The organism is Flintibacter sp. P01028 (genome assembly GCF_041925235.1).
GTDB lineage: Bacteria > Bacillota > Clostridia > Oscillospirales > Oscillospiraceae > Lawsonibacter > Lawsonibacter aceti.
In genome coordinates, this window is sequence record NZ_JBHEVC010000001.1 from 797,620 (window position 1) to 815,831 (window position 18,212).

Sequence of the window (18,212 nt, forward strand, 5' to 3'; positions counted from 1 at the left end):
CGCGGCCCCGGTGTTTCGGGGCCGCGGTTTTTACTGCAGCACTTCCTTTGTAATCTCTATAAACCGCTCGCCAAAATGGGACAAATATCGGTCCTGACGAAATCCAGCTACCAGCTTGCTGAAGGTGGAGGGGTCCGTGAGGGGAAACAGGTCTACCCCACCCGCCGATGCCGTGGGGGATGGAATGGCCCGTAGAAACAGCTCCGGACAAATGGTAATCCCGATGCCAGATTGCGCCATCGCTAAGGTGGTAACCGTATTTTCTGTTTCCAAAATCAGCTTTGGCTTGAAGTAATACCGGCTGAAATACTGATCAATAATATTCCGTGTCCGGTTTCCCCGCTTAATGAGGATAAAAGGCACCTGCTGGAACGCTCCGATATCCGCTCCCTGTGCAAACTGGGCCCGGACCTCCTCCGCTCGCTCGCCAAATAACTCGTCGGTGAAGGCTCTGGGCACCACCATGACTAATCTTTGCTCCGTCAGAGGTTCGGTTCGCACACCATCCATCATGATGGGCTGAAAGCAGATAATCAGGTCCACTCGGCCGTGGGACAGCTCGTCCTCCAACTGGGTAGAGTTTCCCTCAAAAAGAGAAAATTCCACCAAAGGGAACTCCTGTCGAAATTTTGGCAGGATATCCGGCATAAGCGCCAGACCGCAGGTATGGGAGATCCCGACCCTCAGCATTCCTAAGTAGTGGCGGTTGATATCTCCTACTTTGGTCTGATATTGGCTGTACAGGTCCAGGATCTGGGTAGCCGTTTCCACCAGCAGACCGCCGGCATAAGTCAGAGACAGTTTGGGGGAGCGGGTAAAGAGCTTAACATCCAGTTCCCGCTCCATATTGCTGATGTGATTGGACAAGGACTGTTGGGAGATATACAGCCGCTCTGCGGCCCGAGTAATGTTTAGTTCTTCAGCTACCATCAAAAAATATTTTAGATGCAGAAAATTCATACTTAGCCTCCTTGACTTTGACGGAGTTCCTTCACTTTTTTGTGGTATGCAACTATTTTATCACAGTCAAACAGTTGTGGCAACCATAACCAAAAAGGTGATATTCTTGGCAAAGATTTTGTGGCATAATAGGGATAGTGAAAAAGGAAATCAACAAAAGGTATGTCCAAACATATTTTTAAGGAAGGATTGATCATTTATGAAGTGCCTCATCATTGACGCAGTCCATAGCTCTATTGCCGAGGAGCTCGGCAAGTACATGCAGGTCGATACGAAGATGCTCCCCACCCAGGAGGAGCTGGTCGCTCTGATCCCTGACTATGACGTACTCATCATGCGGGTGGACCCCGCCATTAACAAGGAGATTTTGGACGCTGCCAAGAATCTAAAGGTCATCGGAGTCTGCTCCGTGGGTCTGAACCACATTGATATGGACACGGCGAAGGAGAAGGGCATCCAGGTCATCAACGCCCCCGGCTTGAACGGAAACGCCGTTGCCGAGCTGACCATTGCCAAAATGCTGGATATCGCGCGTCATACCATCCCTGCCTGCTATGACGTGAAGGTAAACAAGAACTGGGACAAGTATAAGTTCGTAGGCTCTGAGCTGCGTGGCAAGACTCTGGGCGTGCTGGGCTTCGGCCGCATTGGTCAGCGCGTGGGTGAACTGGGCCGTGCCTTCCTGATGAACGTGGTCGCTTATGATCCCTATCTGCCCGCCCATGTGTTTGAGGAGCAGAAGGCCACCAGCATGACCATCGATGAGGTGTTGAAGGTGTCTGATTATGTGACGATTCATATGCCTCTCACCGACGAAACCAAAAATCTGTTCAATGCTAAGTCCATCGCCGAGATGAAGGACGGCGCTGTGGTTCTGAATATGGCTCGCGGCGGCATCGTCAACGAGAAGGATATGTATGAGGCCCTGAAGTCCGGTAAGCTGGGTGGCTACGGCTCGGATGTCATGGAGAACGAGCTGGCTGCTGGCGGTTTGACTGAGGGTGCCGGCTTTGACTCCCCCCTGTTTGAGTGTGATAACTTTATCGTCACCCCCCACCTGGGTGCCCAGACAGTGGACGCCTCCCGTGACATCGGCGCTCACATTATCGCCAAGGTGAAAGAGGCCCTGTCCCTAACCTAATCTTCCCTATTTTATTTAAGCTCTCCGGCTTGGCCGGAGAGCTTATTTTTGCCCTGTTTAGGCGAGCAGCAGCTGCTCACCACCGGGGCTGTTTCAATCTCTGTGTTGTCTTTGTTGAAGTCCTTCAGGTTCCATTGTCTGAGCCTGTTCTGGGTAATCCATCTTGTGACGATCCCTTTCATGAAGCGCCGAAAACCGTCCGCAGTGGGACGGTTTCACGTGATTTCCCAAAATGATATGCAAGGCGACTTTTTAACAAAACACTGGGGCTCCCATATAGGTGGGAGCCCCCTCTTTGTTTCTATCAGACGCACTGTTTATTCCAAAATAGCGCCCCTGTCAGCGGACGACACCAGCTTGGCGTACCGGGCTAGATAGCCGGTCCTGATCTTGGGTTCGGGGCAGGACCACTTGGCCTTCCGGGCAGCCAGCTCCTGGTCAGGCACCTTCAGAGTGATGGAGTGGTTGGGGATATCGATGGCAATTCGATCCCCCTCCTCCACCAGTCCGATGGGACCACCGCTGGCCGCCTCCGGGGACACATGGCCGATGGAGGCGCCCCGGGTGGCGCCGGAGAAGCGGCCGTCGGTGATGAGAGCCACGTCCTTGTCCAGTCCCATTCCGGCGATGGCGGACGTGGGGTTGAGCATCTCACGCATACCAGGTCCGCCCTTGGGTCCCTCATAGCGGATGACCACCACGTCCCCGGCCGCGATCTTGCCATCATAGATGGCCTGGATGGCATCGTCCTCACAGTCAAACACCCGAGCGGGGCCTTCATGAACCATCATCTCAGGGGCCACGGCGGACTGCTTCACCACACAGCCGTCGGGGGCCAGGTTGCCCTTCAAGACGGCGATGCCGCCGGTCTTGGAGTAGGGATTGTCAATGGGCCGGATGATTTCGGTATTCCGGTTGACCACACCCGCCAGATTTTCCGCCACTGTCTTGCCGGTGCAGGTCATCAGGCTGGTGTCCAACAGACCGGCTCCGGCCAGCTCCGCCATCACGGCGTAGACGCCCCCTGCCCGCTCCAGATCCTCCATATAGGTGTCCCCGGCGGGAGCCAGATGGCACAGGTTGGGGGTCTTGGAACTGATCTCGTTGGCCATGTCAAAGGACAGCTCAATACCGCACTCGTGTGCGATAGCGGGCAGGTGGAGCATGGTGTTGGTGGAGCAGCCCAAGGCCATGTCGATGGTCTCGGCATTGTGGAAAGCCGCCTCGGTCATAATATCCCGTGGGCGAATGTCCTTGGCTACCAGGTCCATGATCTGCATTCCGGCGTGCTTGGCCAGCCGCAGACGGGCGGACCAAACAGCTGGAATGGTACCGTTGCCCCGCAGTCCCATACCGATGGCCTCGGTCAGACAGTTCATGGAGTTGGCGGTATACATGCCAGAGCAGGAGCCACAGGTGGGACAGGCGTTGTTCTCATACTCCTCCACCCCGGCCTCGTCCAGTTTGCCGGCGTAGTAGGCGCCTACCGCCTCGAACATATGGGACAGGCAGGTGCGGCGTCCGTCATTTAGAGTTCCGGCCAGCATGGGGCCGCCGGACACGAAGATGGTGGGGATATTTACCCGGGCGGCGGCCATAAGCAGGCCGGGCACGTTCTTGTCGCAGTTGGGAATCATCACCAAGCCGTCAAACTGGTGGGCCATAGCCATGGCCTCGGTAGAGTCAGCGATGAGGTCCCGGGTGACCAGGGAGTATTTCATGCCCACATGGCCCATGGCGATGCCGTCACACACGGCAATGGCTGGGAACTCCACTGGAGTTCCCCCGGCGGCCCGGATTCCGGCCTTCGCAGCCTCGGCGATCTTATCCAGGTTCATGTGGCCGGGGACAATCTCATTGTAGGAGCAGACTACGCCGATCAGGGGCCGCTCCAGCTCCTCCTTAGTATAGCCCAGGGCATAGAGCAGAGAGCGGTTCGGGGCGGCAGGCACGCCTTTTTTTACAACATCAGAGCGCATACAGTAAGCCTCCTTAAAAATCAAGCCATCAGTTGTCTGATAACTATTGAATTGTCAGACCATATAGTATATCATGGGGGAAAGGATGTCAAGAGGAGGCGGACACAATGGGCTCAAATTTATCCCAGCAGACTGCAGAACGGCTCTATAACCAGATCGTAGCCGAGGAGCGGCTGTCCCCAGGAGACAAGCTGCCCAACGAGGTAGACCTGTCCCATGAGCTGGGGGTCAGCCGGGCCACCCTGCGGGAAGCCATCCGGGCGCTCACCGTCCAAGGGGTGTTGGAGGTCCAGCGGGGCCGCGGTACCTTTGTGTCCCGGCAGGTGGCTGAGATTGAGGATTTTGGCTTTGGCCGCCTGGAAGAAATCAGGGGCCGACTGCGGGACCTGTTCGAGCTGCGGGCTATCTTTGAGCCCCAGGCCGCCCGTCTGGCCTGCGTCCGGGCCACGGAGCAGGAGCTGGCTGAAATTTTGACCCAGGGAGAGCGGGTGGCTGCCCGCATTCAGGCGGGCGAGGATCGGACCCAGGCCGACCTGGAATTCCACGGGGCCATCGTCCGTGCCACCCACAACGCTTTTATGATGCGCCTGCTGCCCATCATCAGCCAGGCAGTGGAAACGGCCATCGGATCCGCCGGAGAAGGCCAGGAGAATCTGGCCCAGGCCACTCTGCGGGACCACGCCCTGCTGCTGGAGTTTTTTGCCCGAAGGGACGGAGTAGGGGCGGAGCACGCCATGGCCATCCACATGGCTCACGCCATGGACGAGATGGGGTTGGAAGCCGGGCAGCATTCCGGATCCGGGTGTCATAGTTGAGAAAATGAGCGCTTTTTCTTGCCTTTTCAGGAAGAATCGTCTACAATGACTTTGAAATATCCGTATTATGCAGTTTGAAAAAGGAGGAATCCAAATGGCATATTGCAGACATTGCGGCGCTCCCATAGCGGATGGAACCATCACCTGCCCCCAGTGCGGTGCCTCTCAGTCGTCCCTTCCCCCGGTGGTAGACAATGGCGGCCTTGGATGGGGGATTCTGGGCTGCTGTATCCCCATTGTCGGCCTGGTGCTGTGGCTGGTCTGGAAGGACCAGAAGCCCCGGACAGCCAAGGCCGCCGGTATTGGAGCACTGGTCGCTGTGGGCCTTGGCGCGCTGTACTATGTGCTGATATTCATGCTTGGGATTGGGATCGTCCTGGGCAGTTGAAATGCTGGACTGGTTTGACAAGTGGCTGCCAATTCTGTTTGGCTGCCACCAACGGGCAGACCGCTCCTTTCACTTCCACGGAAGACAGTTCCCAATCTGTGCCCGGTGTACCGGTGAGCTTGCAGGCATCCTGGCTAGTGGACTCACCTTTGCCCTCTGGCACCCTGGCTGGAAGCCCGCCCTGCTCTTGCTTGTCCCACTGGTGCTGGACGGCGGACTTCAGGCGCTGACCCCTTATGAGAGCGGCAATGGGCGCAGGCTGGTGACCGGGACGCTCTTTGGATACGGACTGACCTGCCTGTTTTTTCTCTCATCCCTGTGGGTACTGGAATTGGGGATGGCATTTGGGACAGGCTGGATGGACAGATAGGGAAATTGGTGTTTGTAAGAAATGCCAGTTCGATTGGAATAGGAAGTCGGTCATCAATGAAAGAAATCAAAAAAAGGCCCGGATGTGGGTGCCTGTTGCTGGCTGGTTGCGCCCTTTTCATCGGAGTATTGGGGTTTCTATTCTTCCGCCCCGTTGAAATTGCAGACGGTCAGGACGGCATTTTAGGCGTGGACGTTCTGTATTTCCCCCAATGGAACGTATCTGACGGGGGAATAAGCTATCAGTCCAGTGCGGAGGAAACGGCCCTTCTGTACCGGGCCTTGTCTGAAACCAAATTCCGCCGCAGCTGTTTTCTGGCCCCTATACCCCTCCAGAAGAGGCGTCCTACTGTTTTGTGGCCATGACGGGAGAGAGGGAGCATTTTTTCCTGGACCTGTATTGCACGGAGGACAAGGTGACCCTCCAGGTCCAGACCTCCTCCGGAACCTACCAGGCCATTGATCCGGAGAAAATTTATGATGTCCTTGCCCCCCATTTCCCTATAGAATGACCGTCAGGCAATCGCGCTTCCGCACAGCGGTCGTTCCTATCTCTCCCCTTCACAGCAGAGAGCATCACGCAGGCTCAGTGGAGTATAGCCTTTATTCAGGGGGAATTGGCATGAAAAAGTTGTATTATAAGCTTCTATGTCTTGGAAACTGGGGTCTGAGCCTCTATTTACTTCTGATTTCCTTTCACTCTGCGGCTCCCCTGCTTGGAGTGAGCGCATTAGAGCATATTCTTTCCTCCATCTCTTGGTATCTGTTGATACTGCTCATCCTTCTTGGCGTGCCTGCGCTGTATTGCTGGTATAAGCTCCGCTCCAGCCGGTCGGATGATATTCCGCCTGAGTATGTGAAACGCTCCCAACAGCTCCTAAAAATCGTGATAATCCTGGCTCTTGTATCTGCCTTTGCTATTTTTCTTCTCAGGATAAAGGCGGGAATTTGACCGGGCCGCGTGTATCATACAGCTACAACAAAAAGCCGTCCATGGATGAACCATGGGCGGCTTTTTAATAGACACGATCAATCGGTCACATAGGGCAGCAGAGCGATCTGACGGGCCCGCTTGATGGCCTCGGTCAGCTGACGCTGATGCATAGCGCAGGTGCCGGTGGTGCGGCGGGGCAGGATCTTGGCCCGCTCGGAAGTGAACCGGCGCAGCTTGGCGGCGTCCTTGTAATCGATGCACTCCACCTTGTCCACGCAGAAAGCGCAGACCTTGCGGCGCTTGCGGCCGCGGGGAGCTCTGTTATCACGTTCCATAGCCATGGGATTGACCTCCTTTTTACGACCATACATGGTCAAAGTTAGAACGGCAACCGGCCGTCATCATCAGAGAGATCGGCAAACTGGTCCCCGTCCGCGGGCGGAGCGCCATAGCCGGAGTTGGAAGCGGGAGCGGACCAGCCGCCGGCGGCAGAGCCGCCCTGGCTATACCCGGAGGAGAAGCCCCCTCCGTCCCCATCCCGCTTGGAGTCGCCGAAGTAGACCTGGTCGGCCACCACCTCGGCGGAGCGGCGCTTATTGCCGTCCTTATCCGTCCAGTCACGGATCTGCAAACGGCCTTCCACCACGGCCATACGGCCCTTGGTGAAGTAGCGGCTGACGAACTCGCCAGTCTGACGCCAGGCCACCACGTCGATAAAGTCAGTGGTCCGCTCGCCGGTGGACTTGTCCTTGAAATCCCGGTCTACGGCCAGGGAGAAGGAGGCCACGGGCGTGCCAGTCTGGGTGCGCCGAAGCTCGGGGTCACGGGTCAGACGACCCATGATGAAGATTTTGTTGAGCATATCCGCTCCCCCTTACTGGTCTTTGCAGACAATCATGGAGCGCATCACACCATCGGTGATCCGGAAAATACGGTCCAGTTCAGCGGGGATAGCGGCGGCGGCAGTAAAGGTCATCAGGACGTAGTAGCCCTCCATCAGATCGTTGATGGGATAGGCCAGACGGCGCTTGCCCCACTCGTCGATCTCGGACACGGTACCATTGGCCTCGACCACGGCCTTGAACTTTGCCACCAGGGCGGCGATCTGCTCCTCGCTCAGGTCGGGCTGTAGGATATAGACCGCCTCGTAGTTCGCGTTGATTTTTGCCATGTTTTGCACCTCCTTATGGACATATGGCCCCTGAAGTCTTATGCCAGGGGCAAGGATGTTGTCTGACGACATCGGCAGACCTAATTATTATACACGCTGCCGTGTAAATGTCAAGACAAAATACAAATTTTGTCCATAAAAATGCCGCCTTCATGTTCCATAGGCGGCATTTCCCTACAAACAATGGGGCAAAGGGGATCAGCCCTGCTTTTCCGGGAGAGAATCATCCTCCCGAATCCAGTCCTCCACATGGACCACGGAGTAATCCTTATCTGTGTTGCGGATAACCACCCGGTCGATACCCGCGTTGATGATGGTCCGGCGGCACATAGAGCAGGAAGTGGCGTCATGGAGCAGCTCGCCGGTAGACGCCTCCCGCCCCGCCAGGTAGAGGGTGGAACCCAGGGTGTCCCGCCGGGCAGCGGAGATGATGGCATTCATCTCCGCATGCACGGAGCGGCACAGCTCATACCGCTGACCAGATGGGATATTCATGGCCTCCCGGGTACAGTAGCCCAAGTCCATACAGTTCTTCCTCCCACGGGGAGCCCCATTGTAGCCCGTGGACACGATCTCGTCATTTTTCACGATGATAGCGCCGTAACACCGGCGCAGGCAGGTGGACCGCTCCAGCACGGTCTCGGCAATGTCCAGATAATAATTTTCCTTATCGATGCGCTTCATACGAGGTCCCCCTGTCCTCTGTTTGGATGGTGACAGTATATCCTATTTTTCGCCCGGACGCAAGAGTCTTCGGCCTGATACTGGGTCGTCAGGCGCAAAAAGGCGCCGGAGGGTGGCAAAGGGCTACGGAATTTACATTTTGTTTACGAATGGTGCCTTGACGATTACATGGAGAAAGACTATCATAATATCGTACATTGGCAGGCGGACACGCCTGCCTCCTGTTTCCTAAGGGGGCACACATTTATGATCCGCAACGCGATCCAACGGTTTATGTATGGCCGGTATGGTAACGACCAGCTGAACGTCTTTTTGATTGGCACATATCTTGTCCTATACCTTTTGTTCCTGCTCACCAGGTTCGAGATTCTCTATTGGGTTTGCTGTGTGCTGATAGTATTCTCCCTGTTCCGCCTTCTCTCCCGGAACCTGCCCCGGAGGCGGGAGGAAAACGCGCGGTTTTTGAAGCTGGCCGGTCCAACCATCCAGTGGCTTCGCCTGCGCAGGACCATCGCCCGTGATAAGGAGCATCGGTATTTCAAATGTCCCAACTGTGGACAGCAGCTCCGGGTCCCCCGAGGCAAGGGGAAGATCACAGTCACCTGCCGGGGATGCGGAGCCAGTTTCCAGGAAAAAAGCTGATATAAAGCCGTGGAACTTGAGGGATACCCCTGGTAAGGGCACCAGGATATTCCATCAGAGTGTATTTAAAAAGGGTCATCTGCCTTGATATCAAGGCAGATGACCCTTTTTAAATATCTGATTATTAATGTGGGAATTCAAACTACTGATTTCATTCTTCTAGTAGAAATTCAACCCTCTTTTAAATATTTTGTCTGTCATATAGAGCAGATAAGAACACTTAGGGGTTGGTGTCGATCTGTATATTACTCTTTTTTCTTCGAAGTGCTTTTCCAAATCCGAGTATAGCGCGCATAATAGATACCCACAATTACCGCGCAGAACATAGTCCACAAGGTACCTATACCCTCATGGATAGGGATAAAATAGAACAACCCGGCGCAAATGCCTGCTACACTCACTGTACAGCCTGCAATGGCTTGCGCGGCAGGAGAGGGGCTTTTCCGATAAAATCGCTTTCTCATATCGTTCCCTTTCGCTTGAATAACCCAAAAGCATTCTGTCTCAGCCGGAACACTTTTGTTTTATTTTAATGTCTGATTTCTAAGCTGTCCAGTGGGCAGTTCAGAAATCAGATCACTGGACTTTCCGGCCCGCAGCAGATAGCTGTCGGTTCCATGGTTCAGCAGTTGGATGAGCTGGCGGCTGACCTTCATAGCCTGATCCAAATCCACGCCGGTTTTAATCCCTATTTCATCGCACATGTGGACCACGTCTTCCGTAGCCACGTTGCCTGCTGCACCCGGCACAAAGGGGCAGCCGCCCACGCCTGCACAAGCGGAATCGTACCGGGTGAAGCCCGCCTGCATTCCAGCCATGATGTTGGCGATCCCCAGCCCCCGGGTATTGTGGAAGTGGAGCCACCAGGCTACCTGGGGATAGGTCTTTGCCATATCGGTACAGATTTGATATACCTGTGTGGGGTAAGCCTGACCAGAGGCGTCGGACAGGGAGATCTCCGTCACGCCCACGGCCAGATAGGCGTCCACAATTTCCTTTACGTCGGACAGAGGGATCTCCCGGTCCCAAGGGGAGCCGAAGGCCATAGAGATCGAGCCGGAGACCTCAATTCCCACAGACCTTGCCGCGTCCATACAGCCGTAGAAACCCTCCACTGTCTCCGCCGGAGTCCGATTTAGGTTGGCCAGATTGTGCGCTTTACTGGCGGAGACATTCAGCTTGACCTTTTTGCAACCGCAGGCGGCGGCCCGCTCCACACCTTTTAAATTAGCGACCAACGCGCGGTACTCCACACCTTCTTTGCGCTTCAAATTTTGAAATACCTCATCGGTATTGGCCATCTGAGGGACCGCTTTAGGGCTCATAAAGGATCCCACTTCAATTACGGAGAAACCTGCTTGTACAACACCTTCGATCAGCACTAACTTTTCCTCTGTGGTCAAGATCCTCTTTTCATTTTGCAGGCCGTCGCGAGGTCCAACTTCACAAATTTTGATTTCTTCCACCAGATTCAATGGCATAGAAACCCTTCCTTATCCTGTATCGTTGTTTTTATCCGTTCATCATATTAGGAATAAATGTAATCAGCTGCGGGAACACAACCAAAATGGCAACATCGACCAGCGTAATTAGGACAAACGGGATAATTTCGCGGATAATCCCCTCTACCTTGGCGTTAGAGGAATTGGCCGCTACATACAGACAAACGCCGACGGGAGGAGTCAGGTTGCCTACGGCTATATTGCAGATTACGGTAACACCAAAGGCAACTGTATCAATTCCGGCTGCCTGAACAATGGGCAGTAGAACAGGGATAAACATAATCTGCATGGCGGTGCCCTCCAGAAAGAACCCCCCGATAAAGAACACCAAGTTGACAATAAACATGACCCAGATTTTATTGCTGACCGAATCACCGAACAGATTTAAAATAACTTGCTGGAAGTTATTGCTCTGCAAAATCCAAGCAAAGAGGCTGGATGTGCCAATGATAAACATGACATTTGAGGCACCAATTATTGATTCCACAAACATCTCTGGGAGGTCCTTTATCCTGATAGTCCGATAGACCACCATCGCAACAATCAAGGTATAAGCCACTGCTGTGATGGCAGATTCAGTAGCGGTTACAATGCCAGTCAGGATGCCACCTACGATAATGACCGGAGCGAAAATCGGAAGCAGGGCATGCCGCAACGTCTTCAGAACCTGGGTAACAGAGAAATGGTTGCAGTGGTTTTTATCATAGCCGCGTACATAGCAGGTGATCCCGCAGACCAGCATAAAAGAAACACCAATCATGATACCGGGGATAATACCACCTAGAAATAGTTTCCCAACTGAAATACCAGTAATACTGGCCAATACAATCATGGGCATACTGGGGGGAATAATGATTCCTAGCGTACCAGAACTGGCCATCAGGGCCGCGGAGTATTCTCTTGGATAGCCGCTGCGCTCCATACTCGGCACCATAATAGAACTCAAAGCCGCGGTATCGGCGGGAGCGGACCCGGAAATACCGCCCATCAGGATGCCGGTAAGAACACCTACATAGCACAGGCCACCGCGCAGCCAGCCAACCAGCGAGTTGGCAAAATCAATCAGTTTTTGGGTAATTCCACTGCGCTCCATAATAGAGCCCACCAGCATAAAGAAGGGAATGCCCATCAGTGTCACACTATTTACGCCGTTAAAGATACGCTGGGGCGCAATCATCAGCGGGACCTCTCCCTGCATAACCAGTTCAGCGATTGCGGACAGCCCCAAAGCTACCGCAATGGGAGTACCAGTAAAGATGACTAGGATCAGGAAGAGAACAATCATCAAAATCAACAGGGTAGAAACCATTATTTGCTGCCCTCCCCCTTCTCCTCGTCACCATACAGGTCGTTTATGATCCCGGCAATACTATAAAATAAGCTGAATGCGCCACACAGAGGAATACAGAGATAAACCAATCCATAAGGGATAGACATAATTGGAGAATACATTCTCATGGTACTGGCAGAGTACTTAAAACCATAAATGGTCAATACCAGAAACAGCAGAATAGTCAAAATCTCACTGATTATGGAAAAAGCCCGTTTCAGCTTGGGCGGATATTTTTCCACCAGAAATTCCACACCTAGATGCTTTTTCCGGTACACACCGATGGCAATTCCCAGAAACATGATCCATGTAAAAATAAATCTACTTCCTTCTTCAATAGACGCGACCGCACCGTTGAGAAAGTTTCTAGAAAATACATTGATTAGGAGAATTACAAGCAGTACGGCAAAACTAACTGTAGCAAAGACAAAAAAAACCTTATAAATGCCGCGGGAGATTTTTTGTAGTTTTCGGTTGAACGAATGCATAAAATATCTCCTTTCGATCTTATTGATTTTCAATTCTAACATTGGGAACCGCGGAGCTTCTGGCCTGAACCAGAAGCTCCGCAATCTGGAAGAAAGGAGCACACATTAATACTGGAAGTTCTTGATTTGGTCAATCAGATCTGCGCCATAGGTATCAGCGAACTGATCATATACACTGGCAGTTGCCACACGCCAAGCCTCTTTATCGGGGTTCTCATTAATTGTCATTCCCTTTTCCTTTAAAAACTCAATCTGTTCAGCCTCGCTCTGGCGAATCCCATTCTTTTCCACCAGGCCTGCGTCCTTTGCAGCCTGCATTACAATTTCTTGGTCCTCATCGGTCAACTTTTCCCAGACATTTCCATTCATCAGCAGGCCCATAACTGTGTAAATGTGGCCATCCAGAACCATATACTTCTGCACTTCGTAAAAGTTATCATCACAGAAAGCAAAAATAGGGCCTTCCTGACCGTCTACAGTATTGTTGGAACAAGCCAGATAGACTTCTTTATAGCCCAACGTAGAAGTAGACGCACCCAGAGCGGCAGCTGTGGCAGCCTGAATGGGGTTATCAGGAATACGAATCAGCTGTCCAGCCATATCCTCGGGACCATTGATTTCTCCCTTGTTAGTTGAGTAATGACGGAAGCCGGAATCCCAGTAATCTAGGATCATAACATGATTGCTGTTCCAGATATTGTCTCGGAAAAGCTGCCCTGGTTCACCTGCAAAGACAGCGTCTACATGGTCACTGTCAATAAAAAGATAAGGCAAGCTAAACACATTAAAATTAGAATCCAGTTTTGCTACTGAGCTGGAGCCTACCAGACAAGCGTCTACTGTGCCCATGGCCACACCCTCAGCCATCTCACCCTCGGTGCCCAGAGCCTCATCAGCAAAGACCTCGACCTGAACCGCCCCCTTGGTATTCTCCTCAACCAGCCGTTCAAACTCAGCCAAGCCAGCATAGAAAAAAGATTCCGCATTGTGGCTGGTACCAACCTTGAACGTCACATAGGTTTCACGGCTTCCATCCGCATTGATAGCAGAGGATGAATTGTTATCGCTGTTATTGTTGTTACCTCCGCAGGCTGTCAGTGACAGTAGAAGGACAGCTGCTAACATTGCGCTTATAGTTTTTTTCATTTTTGCGCTCCTTTCTATCGCATATCTTTTGATTACTTCCATTCCATTGCCGCTTTTACGATGTCTCCAGTGTCAATTCCAAGGCACTGGCGAAGGTAAGCACGATTGCCCACCTCACCAAACCGGTCCCGAATGCCAATGCGGCGCATAGGGGCCGGATAGTTTTCCGCCAGTACCTCAGCTACCGCGCTTCCCAGGCCACCGATAATATTGTGGTTTTCCACTGTAATGATCCCTCTAGTTTCGCGGGCAGCCTGAATGATTGCCTCCTGATCTATCGGCTTAATGGTATGCATATTTAGAACCCGTGCCTCAATCCCATTCTCCTTCAGAATTTGGGCCGCTTCCAGGCACTGAGTCAGCATAATACCGGAAGAAATCAGAGTGACATCACTGCCCTTACGCAGTATATCAGCCCTACCAAGCTGATAGCGGTAGTCATCACCGTAAAAACAAGGAGCCACAGCCCGGTCATAGCGAAGATACACCGGGCCGTCCAGATCCAATAGGGCTGGAATCATCTGACGAAGCTGCATACCATCAAAGGGCTCCACAATGGTAGTATTTGCGATTCCTCGTACAGCGGCAATATCGTCGTAGCTCTGATGGGTCCCGCCATTAATTTCAGCGACAATTCCGGGAGACAGGCCTACCAAAACCGCATTCAGTTTACTATACGCCAGAGAAATCGTCAATTGATCCAAAACCCTGCGCGTCATAAAGGGACCAAACGCATGGACAAATGGACGTTTTCCACTGACAGCCAGCCCGGCCGCCACGCCCACCATGTTGGCTTCCGCAATTCCTACATTAAACGCACGGTCAGGATAGGCCTGTTCAAAGTCCCGTGTACCGGAGATCTGTCGGGAATCTGAGTTGACGATACAGATGCGTTCATCCGCTTTTGCCAAGTCGATCAGGGTATCGCAAAAAATTTTTCTCATTTCAACTTTGCTTTCCATGATTTCACCTCCTGATCACCGTTTACTGCAGGTCCTGCAGAGCATCTTTTAGATCTTCCGCAGTCACCGGCATACTATGGGACTTGGTCGTCCCCTCTATTTTTTTCCAGCCTTTTCCTTTTATGGTGTGGAGCACAATCATATTGGGCTTGTCCATACAGGTTTTTGCCTGCTCAATAGCGTCATAGATGGCCTGGAGGTTATGGCCGTCGATTTCCTGAACGTTCCAGCCAAATGCGCGCCACTTAGCTGCCGCATCAATCATGGAGTTGACCTCATCTACCGGGGCGTCAATCTGTTGGCCGTTCAGGTCTAGAAAGCAGGTCAATGAGCCTAGTTTGGCCTGTGCTGCATACATACCAGCCTCCCAGATCTGGCCTTCCTGACTTTCGCCGTCACCAATGATACAATACACTCTGGCGCCGTTCCCATCGATTCGGTCAGCCAGCGCCATGCCTACGGCGGCAGATAGGCCTTGCCCCAGAGAGCCGGTGGTCATATCAATTCCAGGAGTCAAAAGCCGGTCACAATGACTGGGTAGCATAGTACCTGGCTTATTCAGGGTATATATTTCCTTCCGATCAAAATAACCCTTCATGGCCAGAATGGAATAAACTCCGGGACCTCCATGTCCTTTAGAAAGCACAAAGCGGTCTCTCCCAGGCATTTGGGGATTTTTCGGATCGATATTCATTTCCTCATAATAGAGTACAGTAAGTACGTCCACAATATCCAATGCGCCGCCAACATGACCTTTCCCCAGGCTAGCAATCATTTCCATTGTGGTCCGACGAGCCTCCTTCGCCAGTTCAGTCAGCTCCTGAATACTATGTTGCATCACAAAGCTCCTTTCAACAGTTAGATGACCACAGGAAAATAGTCGGATCACTCCTCATCCATGCCATCTTTATAAAATTTACCGAACAGCTCCTGAAGAGAGGGCATATCCTCGGGGATAGGACGGGCCACCCAAGTGGTATTCATATAGTGTTTCAGGGCAATGTTCTCGGAAACGATGTTGCCGCCCCAGGTCCCGCAGCCCATGGAGGACGTGGGAGGCATACCGTTGGTGGCGGATCCGGCATTACCTTTGTTATTGGGCTGGCGCACCATGATGCGGGAGACAGGGGCCGCCTTACCCAGACGGTCAATGTGGCCGTCATCCCAAGAGTAAATACCGCAGGAGTGGCCCTTGCCGCCTACTTCGAAGATGGCCCGCATCATGTCCAGGGCATTTTCAAACTCTCCCTCATACTTGAACAAAGCCAGCAGAGTGGTCAGCTTCTCAGAGGAGAAGAAGTATTCTTTGCCAATCTGATCAATACCACCACCCGTGACCATAATAAATTTCCGGTCCTCGGGGATCTCAAACCCGGCAGCCTCAGCCAGCTTCTGAGGGCTGATGGCCACAGTGCCGGGAAGTCGGTGCCCCATCTCGTCCCACATGACACTCTTGAGCTTCTCCGCCTCTTCTTCGTTAGCTAGATAGCCGCCCTCGGCCTTAAGCGCGTCTACCATTTTGTCATAGATAGATTCGTGGATGACCAGGTTTCCGTCACAGGAACAACCGGAACCGAAATCAGAGGTCTTGGAGATGCGGGTGTTCTGCGCTGCCTCACGCTGGCGTTCAGGAGTATCAGCAGTATTATCGATAATCACAGTAGCATTGCCCGCACCGGATCCATAGGCGGGCGTGCCGGAGGAGTAAGCGGACTTGACCATGGGCCGGCCACCGGTGGCGATAACCAAATCGCAGCGTTTCATCAGTTCCTGAGTCAGAGCGATAGAGGGTTGCTGAATACCCTGGATGATGTCGGCGGGGGCGCCCTCACGGAGCAGGACTTCACGAATGATGTCAATACACTTGTTGGTCACCACTTTGGCCCGTGGATGAGGGCTGCAGATGATAACGTCTCGTGCCTTGATAGCGTAGATTACCTGGCCGGCAGGTGTCAGACAAGGATTGGTAGTAGGTACCAGAGAGGCAATTACCCCCACTGGCTTGGCATATTTGACCAGCCCCTTCTCCGGGATTTCTTCAATAGCGCCGACGCTTCTGCTCCGCATACAGTCGCGCAGGATCAGCTTCAGCTTGTTGCGTTTGTTGCGCTTCGTCACCTTATCGCCCAAGTTGGTCTCATCCACGGCCTCATCGCTGAGCTGCGCCCAGACCTTCAGATCATAAAGAGCCGCCGCAACTGCCTGGCACAGGTGATCTACTCTGTCCTGATCGTAAGTCTCAATGATTGCCGCAGCCTTACGGGCTCTGGCAACCATTTCTTCCAACATTTCAATCTGTTCTGTAGTGATCTCTTTTGCCATAGTATTCAACACTCCTTTGATAATTTTGCTGTAAATAACTCTTTTATCTAACCTAAATTTAACATTTAGCACAACCTTATGTCTAATACTTGTTTTGAATTGGATTTATAGAGAAAAATCTATAATTATTTCACCTCTGCCTGTCAGGAGCAGTCCCAACACCAGTGATCTTTAACTACTCTTTGCCTGATCCAAGCTTGACAATTTCCCATCTATCCAATATTCTTTATGTATTAATAGATTCTTTTTATAGAAAGGTGGGTTACTATGACGCTGCTCCAGCTGCAATATTTTCAGGTTTTGTCACACAACCTGCACTATACACGCACTGCTGAGCAGTTGTGTATTTCTCAGCCCAGCTTGAGTTACGCCATCAATGAGTTGGAGAAGGAATTGGGGGTCAAGCTGTTCCAGAAGGAAAACCGGAAGGTTACTCAGACAGTCTATGGGCAGCAGTTTCTTCCCTATGTGGAGCAAGCTCTTACTCTTCTGCAGGACGGTTCTAATGTGCTGCGGCAGATGGCCAACAACGCCCCCCAGATTGTCCGATTAGGATATTTTCACAGCGTTTCCGCCTCCATGATCCCCGCTCTGGTGGACGGATTTTATCAGCAGGAGGAAAACCGCCAGATTCGCTTTCATTTTACAGAAAGCGCTTCCTATGATATCCTGAACCAGATCCGTTCTGGCGCACTGGATCTGGGATTCAGCCTTCATCAGGCCGAGTGGGCGGAGTCGGTAGGGGTTATCCGTCAGCCACTTTATCTGGCAGTCCCCGCCAACCATCCTCTTTCCGGCCACAGTTTTGTTTCCTTTGATGATTTTGCTCACGAGCCGCAGATTATGCTGGAACACAGCAGCAACCTGCGGTCCAATATGGATCAGGTCTTTTCTCAGCATGGGATCATTCCTAATATTGTGTTTGAAGTGCGGGAGTGCAATGCCGCGTTGCAGTATGTCGGGTTGGGATTTGGCGTGTCCGTATTGCCGCAGGTACCGGCCATGGATACGGATAAGGTCTATATCGTTCCTATTTCTGATCAGGAGAAGGAGTTCGTGCGTACCATTTACCTTACCTATCCTAAGATCCATCCCATCTCTCCTGCCGCCCAGAAGGTGCGCGATTATATCATTCAAAATTGCGCGCTCAACACTTGATATTCTGACCCCTATGCCGCCTGCGGGCAGATTTTTTCGACGAGTCACGGAAAGATGGCACTCTCTATCTCCGTCTGAGGAAAAAGAGGACTTTCGGCAATGTTGCCGAAAGTCCTCTTTCTGTATTAAGGTTTATTAAATGTTCAGAAGGAGGATCCATTTGCAAATCGAATCATCTTGAACGCAAAACGTCAACGCAGGAATCCAACTCACTGAGGCAC

General features: G+C 52.4%; 21 protein-coding genes. 8 read left to right on the forward strand and 13 right to left on the reverse strand.

Going from position 1 to position 18,212, the window contains the following annotated elements; genetic code table 11:
- Nucleotides 1-30: 30 nt before the first annotated feature.
- On the reverse strand, nucleotides 31-960 hold the full coding sequence (locus ACEVJK_RS03990; protein WP_186853155.1) for a LysR family transcriptional regulator: 930 nt from the start codon (nucleotides 958-960) through the stop codon (nucleotides 31-33).
- 199 nt (nucleotides 961-1,159) lie between these two features.
- Between ACEVJK_RS03990 and ACEVJK_RS03995 the strand changes: the two genes are divergently transcribed.
- A complete protein-coding gene (locus ACEVJK_RS03995; RefSeq protein WP_147571100.1) occupies nucleotides 1,160-2,101 on the forward strand; it encodes a D-2-hydroxyacid dehydrogenase in 942 nt (313 codons plus the stop codon).
- A 317-nt stretch (nucleotides 2,102-2,418) separates the two neighbouring features.
- Here ACEVJK_RS03995 and ilvD read toward each other — a convergent pair whose 3' ends face one another.
- Nucleotides 2,419-4,080: a dihydroxy-acid dehydratase gene (gene ilvD, locus ACEVJK_RS04000; protein ID WP_374740010.1), complete on the reverse strand. Its 1,662-nt coding sequence runs from the start codon at nucleotides 4,078-4,080 to the stop codon at nucleotides 2,419-2,421.
- Nucleotides 4,081-4,187: 107 nt separating this feature from the next.
- On the opposite strand from ilvD, the gene ACEVJK_RS04005 reads away from it, so the two are divergent.
- From ACEVJK_RS04005 to ACEVJK_RS04025, 5 genes are all read left to right on the forward strand, one after another.
- Entirely contained in the window at nucleotides 4,188-4,895 is a 708-nt protein-coding gene (locus ACEVJK_RS04005) for a FadR/GntR family transcriptional regulator (protein ID WP_374740011.1), read from the forward strand.
- 94 nt (nucleotides 4,896-4,989) lie between these two features.
- Nucleotides 4,990-5,283: a zinc-ribbon domain-containing protein gene (locus ACEVJK_RS04010; RefSeq protein WP_147571103.1), complete on the forward strand. Its 294-nt coding sequence runs from the start codon at nucleotides 4,990-4,992 to the stop codon at nucleotides 5,281-5,283.
- A gap of 1 nt (nucleotide 5,284) precedes the next feature.
- The gene (locus ACEVJK_RS04015) at nucleotides 5,285-5,653 is read left to right on the forward strand and encodes a DUF2085 domain-containing protein (RefSeq protein WP_147571104.1); all 369 of its coding nucleotides are present in this window, start codon (nucleotides 5,285-5,287) and stop codon (nucleotides 5,651-5,653) included.
- 355 nt (nucleotides 5,654-6,008) lie between these two features.
- Nucleotides 6,009-6,164, forward strand: coding sequence for a hypothetical protein (locus ACEVJK_RS04020; RefSeq protein WP_374740013.1), 156 nt, complete (start codon nucleotides 6,009-6,011; stop codon nucleotides 6,162-6,164).
- A 110-nt stretch (nucleotides 6,165-6,274) separates the two neighbouring features.
- Nucleotides 6,275-6,604, forward strand: coding sequence for a hypothetical protein (locus tag ACEVJK_RS04025; protein ID WP_374740014.1), 330 nt, complete (start codon nucleotides 6,275-6,277; stop codon nucleotides 6,602-6,604).
- A 77-nt stretch (nucleotides 6,605-6,681) separates the two neighbouring features.
- On the opposite strand, the gene rpsR is transcribed toward ACEVJK_RS04025, so the two are convergent.
- From rpsR to ACEVJK_RS04045, 4 genes are all read right to left on the reverse strand, one after another.
- Nucleotides 6,682-6,921 (reverse strand): 30S ribosomal protein S18, encoded by a 240-nt coding sequence (rpsR, locus tag ACEVJK_RS04030; RefSeq protein WP_374740045.1) that lies wholly within the window; start codon nucleotides 6,919-6,921, stop codon nucleotides 6,682-6,684.
- Nucleotides 6,922-6,965: 44 nt separating this feature from the next.
- The gene (locus tag ACEVJK_RS04035; protein WP_147571107.1) at nucleotides 6,966-7,448 is read right to left on the reverse strand and encodes a single-stranded DNA-binding protein; all 483 of its coding nucleotides are present in this window, start codon (nucleotides 7,446-7,448) and stop codon (nucleotides 6,966-6,968) included.
- 12 nt (nucleotides 7,449-7,460) lie between these two features.
- Nucleotides 7,461-7,757 carry a 30S ribosomal protein S6 gene (gene rpsF, locus ACEVJK_RS04040; RefSeq protein WP_147571108.1) on the reverse strand — a complete coding sequence of 99 codons (297 nt, stop codon included), beginning with the start codon at nucleotides 7,755-7,757 and terminating at the stop codon, nucleotides 7,461-7,463.
- A gap of 198 nt (nucleotides 7,758-7,955) precedes the next feature.
- The gene (locus ACEVJK_RS04045; protein ID WP_147571109.1) at nucleotides 7,956-8,441 is read right to left on the reverse strand and encodes a deaminase; all 486 of its coding nucleotides are present in this window, start codon (nucleotides 8,439-8,441) and stop codon (nucleotides 7,956-7,958) included.
- Between the two features lie 246 nt (nucleotides 8,442-8,687).
- On the opposite strand from ACEVJK_RS04045, the gene ACEVJK_RS04050 reads away from it, so the two are divergent.
- Entirely contained in the window at nucleotides 8,688-9,083 is a 396-nt protein-coding gene (locus ACEVJK_RS04050; RefSeq protein ID WP_147571110.1) for a hypothetical protein, read from the forward strand.
- A gap of 524 nt (nucleotides 9,084-9,607) precedes the next feature.
- On the opposite strand, the gene ACEVJK_RS04055 is transcribed toward ACEVJK_RS04050, so the two are convergent.
- The 7 genes from ACEVJK_RS04055 to ACEVJK_RS04085 form a co-directional block, all read right to left on the reverse strand.
- Entirely contained in the window at nucleotides 9,608-10,564 is a 957-nt protein-coding gene (locus tag ACEVJK_RS04055) for a hydroxymethylglutaryl-CoA lyase (protein WP_374740016.1), read from the reverse strand.
- 31 nt (nucleotides 10,565-10,595) lie between these two features.
- Nucleotides 10,596-11,894: a TRAP transporter large permease gene (locus ACEVJK_RS04060; RefSeq protein ID WP_186853161.1), complete on the reverse strand. Its 1,299-nt coding sequence runs from the start codon at nucleotides 11,892-11,894 to the stop codon at nucleotides 10,596-10,598.
- A complete protein-coding gene (locus ACEVJK_RS04065; protein WP_186853162.1) occupies nucleotides 11,894-12,403 on the reverse strand; it encodes a TRAP transporter small permease in 510 nt (169 codons plus the stop codon). The genes ACEVJK_RS04060 and ACEVJK_RS04065 overlap by 1 nt, the downstream gene beginning before the upstream one ends.
- Nucleotides 12,404-12,508: 105 nt before the next feature.
- On the reverse strand, nucleotides 12,509-13,591 hold the full coding sequence (locus ACEVJK_RS04070; RefSeq protein ID WP_340406352.1) for a TRAP transporter substrate-binding protein: 1,083 nt from the start codon (nucleotides 13,589-13,591) through the stop codon (nucleotides 12,509-12,511).
- Nucleotides 13,582-14,511, reverse strand: coding sequence for a transketolase family protein (locus ACEVJK_RS04075; protein ID WP_186853164.1), 930 nt, complete (start codon nucleotides 14,509-14,511; stop codon nucleotides 13,582-13,584). The genes ACEVJK_RS04070 and ACEVJK_RS04075 overlap by 10 nt, the downstream gene beginning before the upstream one ends.
- Nucleotides 14,512-14,533: 22 nt before the next feature.
- Nucleotides 14,534-15,349 (reverse strand): transketolase, encoded by an 816-nt coding sequence (locus ACEVJK_RS04080; protein WP_186853165.1) that lies wholly within the window; start codon nucleotides 15,347-15,349, stop codon nucleotides 14,534-14,536.
- Nucleotides 15,350-15,396: 47 nt separating this feature from the next.
- Nucleotides 15,397-16,833, reverse strand: coding sequence for an aldehyde dehydrogenase family protein (locus ACEVJK_RS04085; protein ID WP_186853166.1), 1,437 nt, complete (start codon nucleotides 16,831-16,833; stop codon nucleotides 15,397-15,399).
- A 267-nt stretch (nucleotides 16,834-17,100) separates the two neighbouring features.
- Between ACEVJK_RS04085 and ACEVJK_RS04090 the strand changes: the two genes are divergently transcribed.
- Nucleotides 17,101-17,991 carry a LysR family transcriptional regulator gene (locus ACEVJK_RS04090; protein WP_147571114.1) on the forward strand — a complete coding sequence of 297 codons (891 nt, stop codon included), beginning with the start codon at nucleotides 17,101-17,103 and terminating at the stop codon, nucleotides 17,989-17,991.
- Nucleotides 17,992-18,212: the final 221 nt, after the last annotated feature.

Bases quoted from the DNA above. Each gene is read 5' to 3' on its own strand.
- ACEVJK_RS03990 (WP_186853155.1), bottom strand. From the start codon at position 960: ATGAATTTTCTGCATCTAAAATATTTTTTGATGGTAGCTGAAGAACTA.
- ACEVJK_RS03995 (WP_147571100.1), top strand. From the start codon at position 1,160: ATGAAGTGCCTCATCATTGACGCAGTCCATAGCTCTATTGCCGAGGAG.
- ilvD (WP_374740010.1), bottom strand. From the start codon at position 4,080: ATGCGCTCTGATGTTGTAAAAAAAGGCGTGCCTGCCGCCCCGAACCGC.
- ACEVJK_RS04005 (WP_374740011.1), top strand. From the start codon at position 4,188: ATGGGCTCAAATTTATCCCAGCAGACTGCAGAACGGCTCTATAACCAG.
- ACEVJK_RS04010 (WP_147571103.1), top strand. From the start codon at position 4,990: ATGGCATATTGCAGACATTGCGGCGCTCCCATAGCGGATGGAACCATC.
- ACEVJK_RS04015 (WP_147571104.1), top strand. From the start codon at position 5,285: ATGCTGGACTGGTTTGACAAGTGGCTGCCAATTCTGTTTGGCTGCCAC.
- ACEVJK_RS04025 (WP_374740014.1), top strand. From the start codon at position 6,275: ATGAAAAAGTTGTATTATAAGCTTCTATGTCTTGGAAACTGGGGTCTG.
- rpsR (WP_374740045.1), bottom strand. From the start codon at position 6,921: ATGGAACGTGATAACAGAGCTCCCCGCGGCCGCAAGCGCCGCAAGGTC.
- ACEVJK_RS04035 (WP_147571107.1), bottom strand. From the start codon at position 7,448: ATGCTCAACAAAATCTTCATCATGGGTCGTCTGACCCGTGACCCCGAG.
- rpsF (WP_147571108.1), bottom strand. From the start codon at position 7,757: ATGGCAAAAATCAACGCGAACTACGAGGCGGTCTATATCCTACAGCCC.
- ACEVJK_RS04045 (WP_147571109.1), bottom strand. From the start codon at position 8,441: ATGAAGCGCATCGATAAGGAAAATTATTATCTGGACATTGCCGAGACC.
- ACEVJK_RS04050 (WP_147571110.1), top strand. From the start codon at position 8,688: ATGATCCGCAACGCGATCCAACGGTTTATGTATGGCCGGTATGGTAAC.
- ACEVJK_RS04055 (WP_374740016.1), bottom strand. From the start codon at position 10,564: ATGCCATTGAATCTGGTGGAAGAAATCAAAATTTGTGAAGTTGGACCT.
- ACEVJK_RS04060 (WP_186853161.1), bottom strand. From the start codon at position 11,894: ATGGTTTCTACCCTGTTGATTTTGATGATTGTTCTCTTCCTGATCCTA.
- ACEVJK_RS04065 (WP_186853162.1), bottom strand. From the start codon at position 12,403: ATGCATTCGTTCAACCGAAAACTACAAAAAATCTCCCGCGGCATTTAT.
- ACEVJK_RS04070 (WP_340406352.1), bottom strand. From the start codon at position 13,591: ATGGAAGTAATCAAAAGATATGCGATAGAAAGGAGCGCAAAAATGAAA.
- ACEVJK_RS04075 (WP_186853164.1), bottom strand. From the start codon at position 14,511: ATGGAAAGCAAAGTTGAAATGAGAAAAATTTTTTGCGATACCCTGATC.
- ACEVJK_RS04080 (WP_186853165.1), bottom strand. From the start codon at position 15,349: ATGCAACATAGTATTCAGGAGCTGACTGAACTGGCGAAGGAGGCTCGT.
- ACEVJK_RS04085 (WP_186853166.1), bottom strand. From the start codon at position 16,833: ATGGCAAAAGAGATCACTACAGAACAGATTGAAATGTTGGAAGAAATG.
- ACEVJK_RS04090 (WP_147571114.1), top strand. From the start codon at position 17,101: ATGACGCTGCTCCAGCTGCAATATTTTCAGGTTTTGTCACACAACCTG.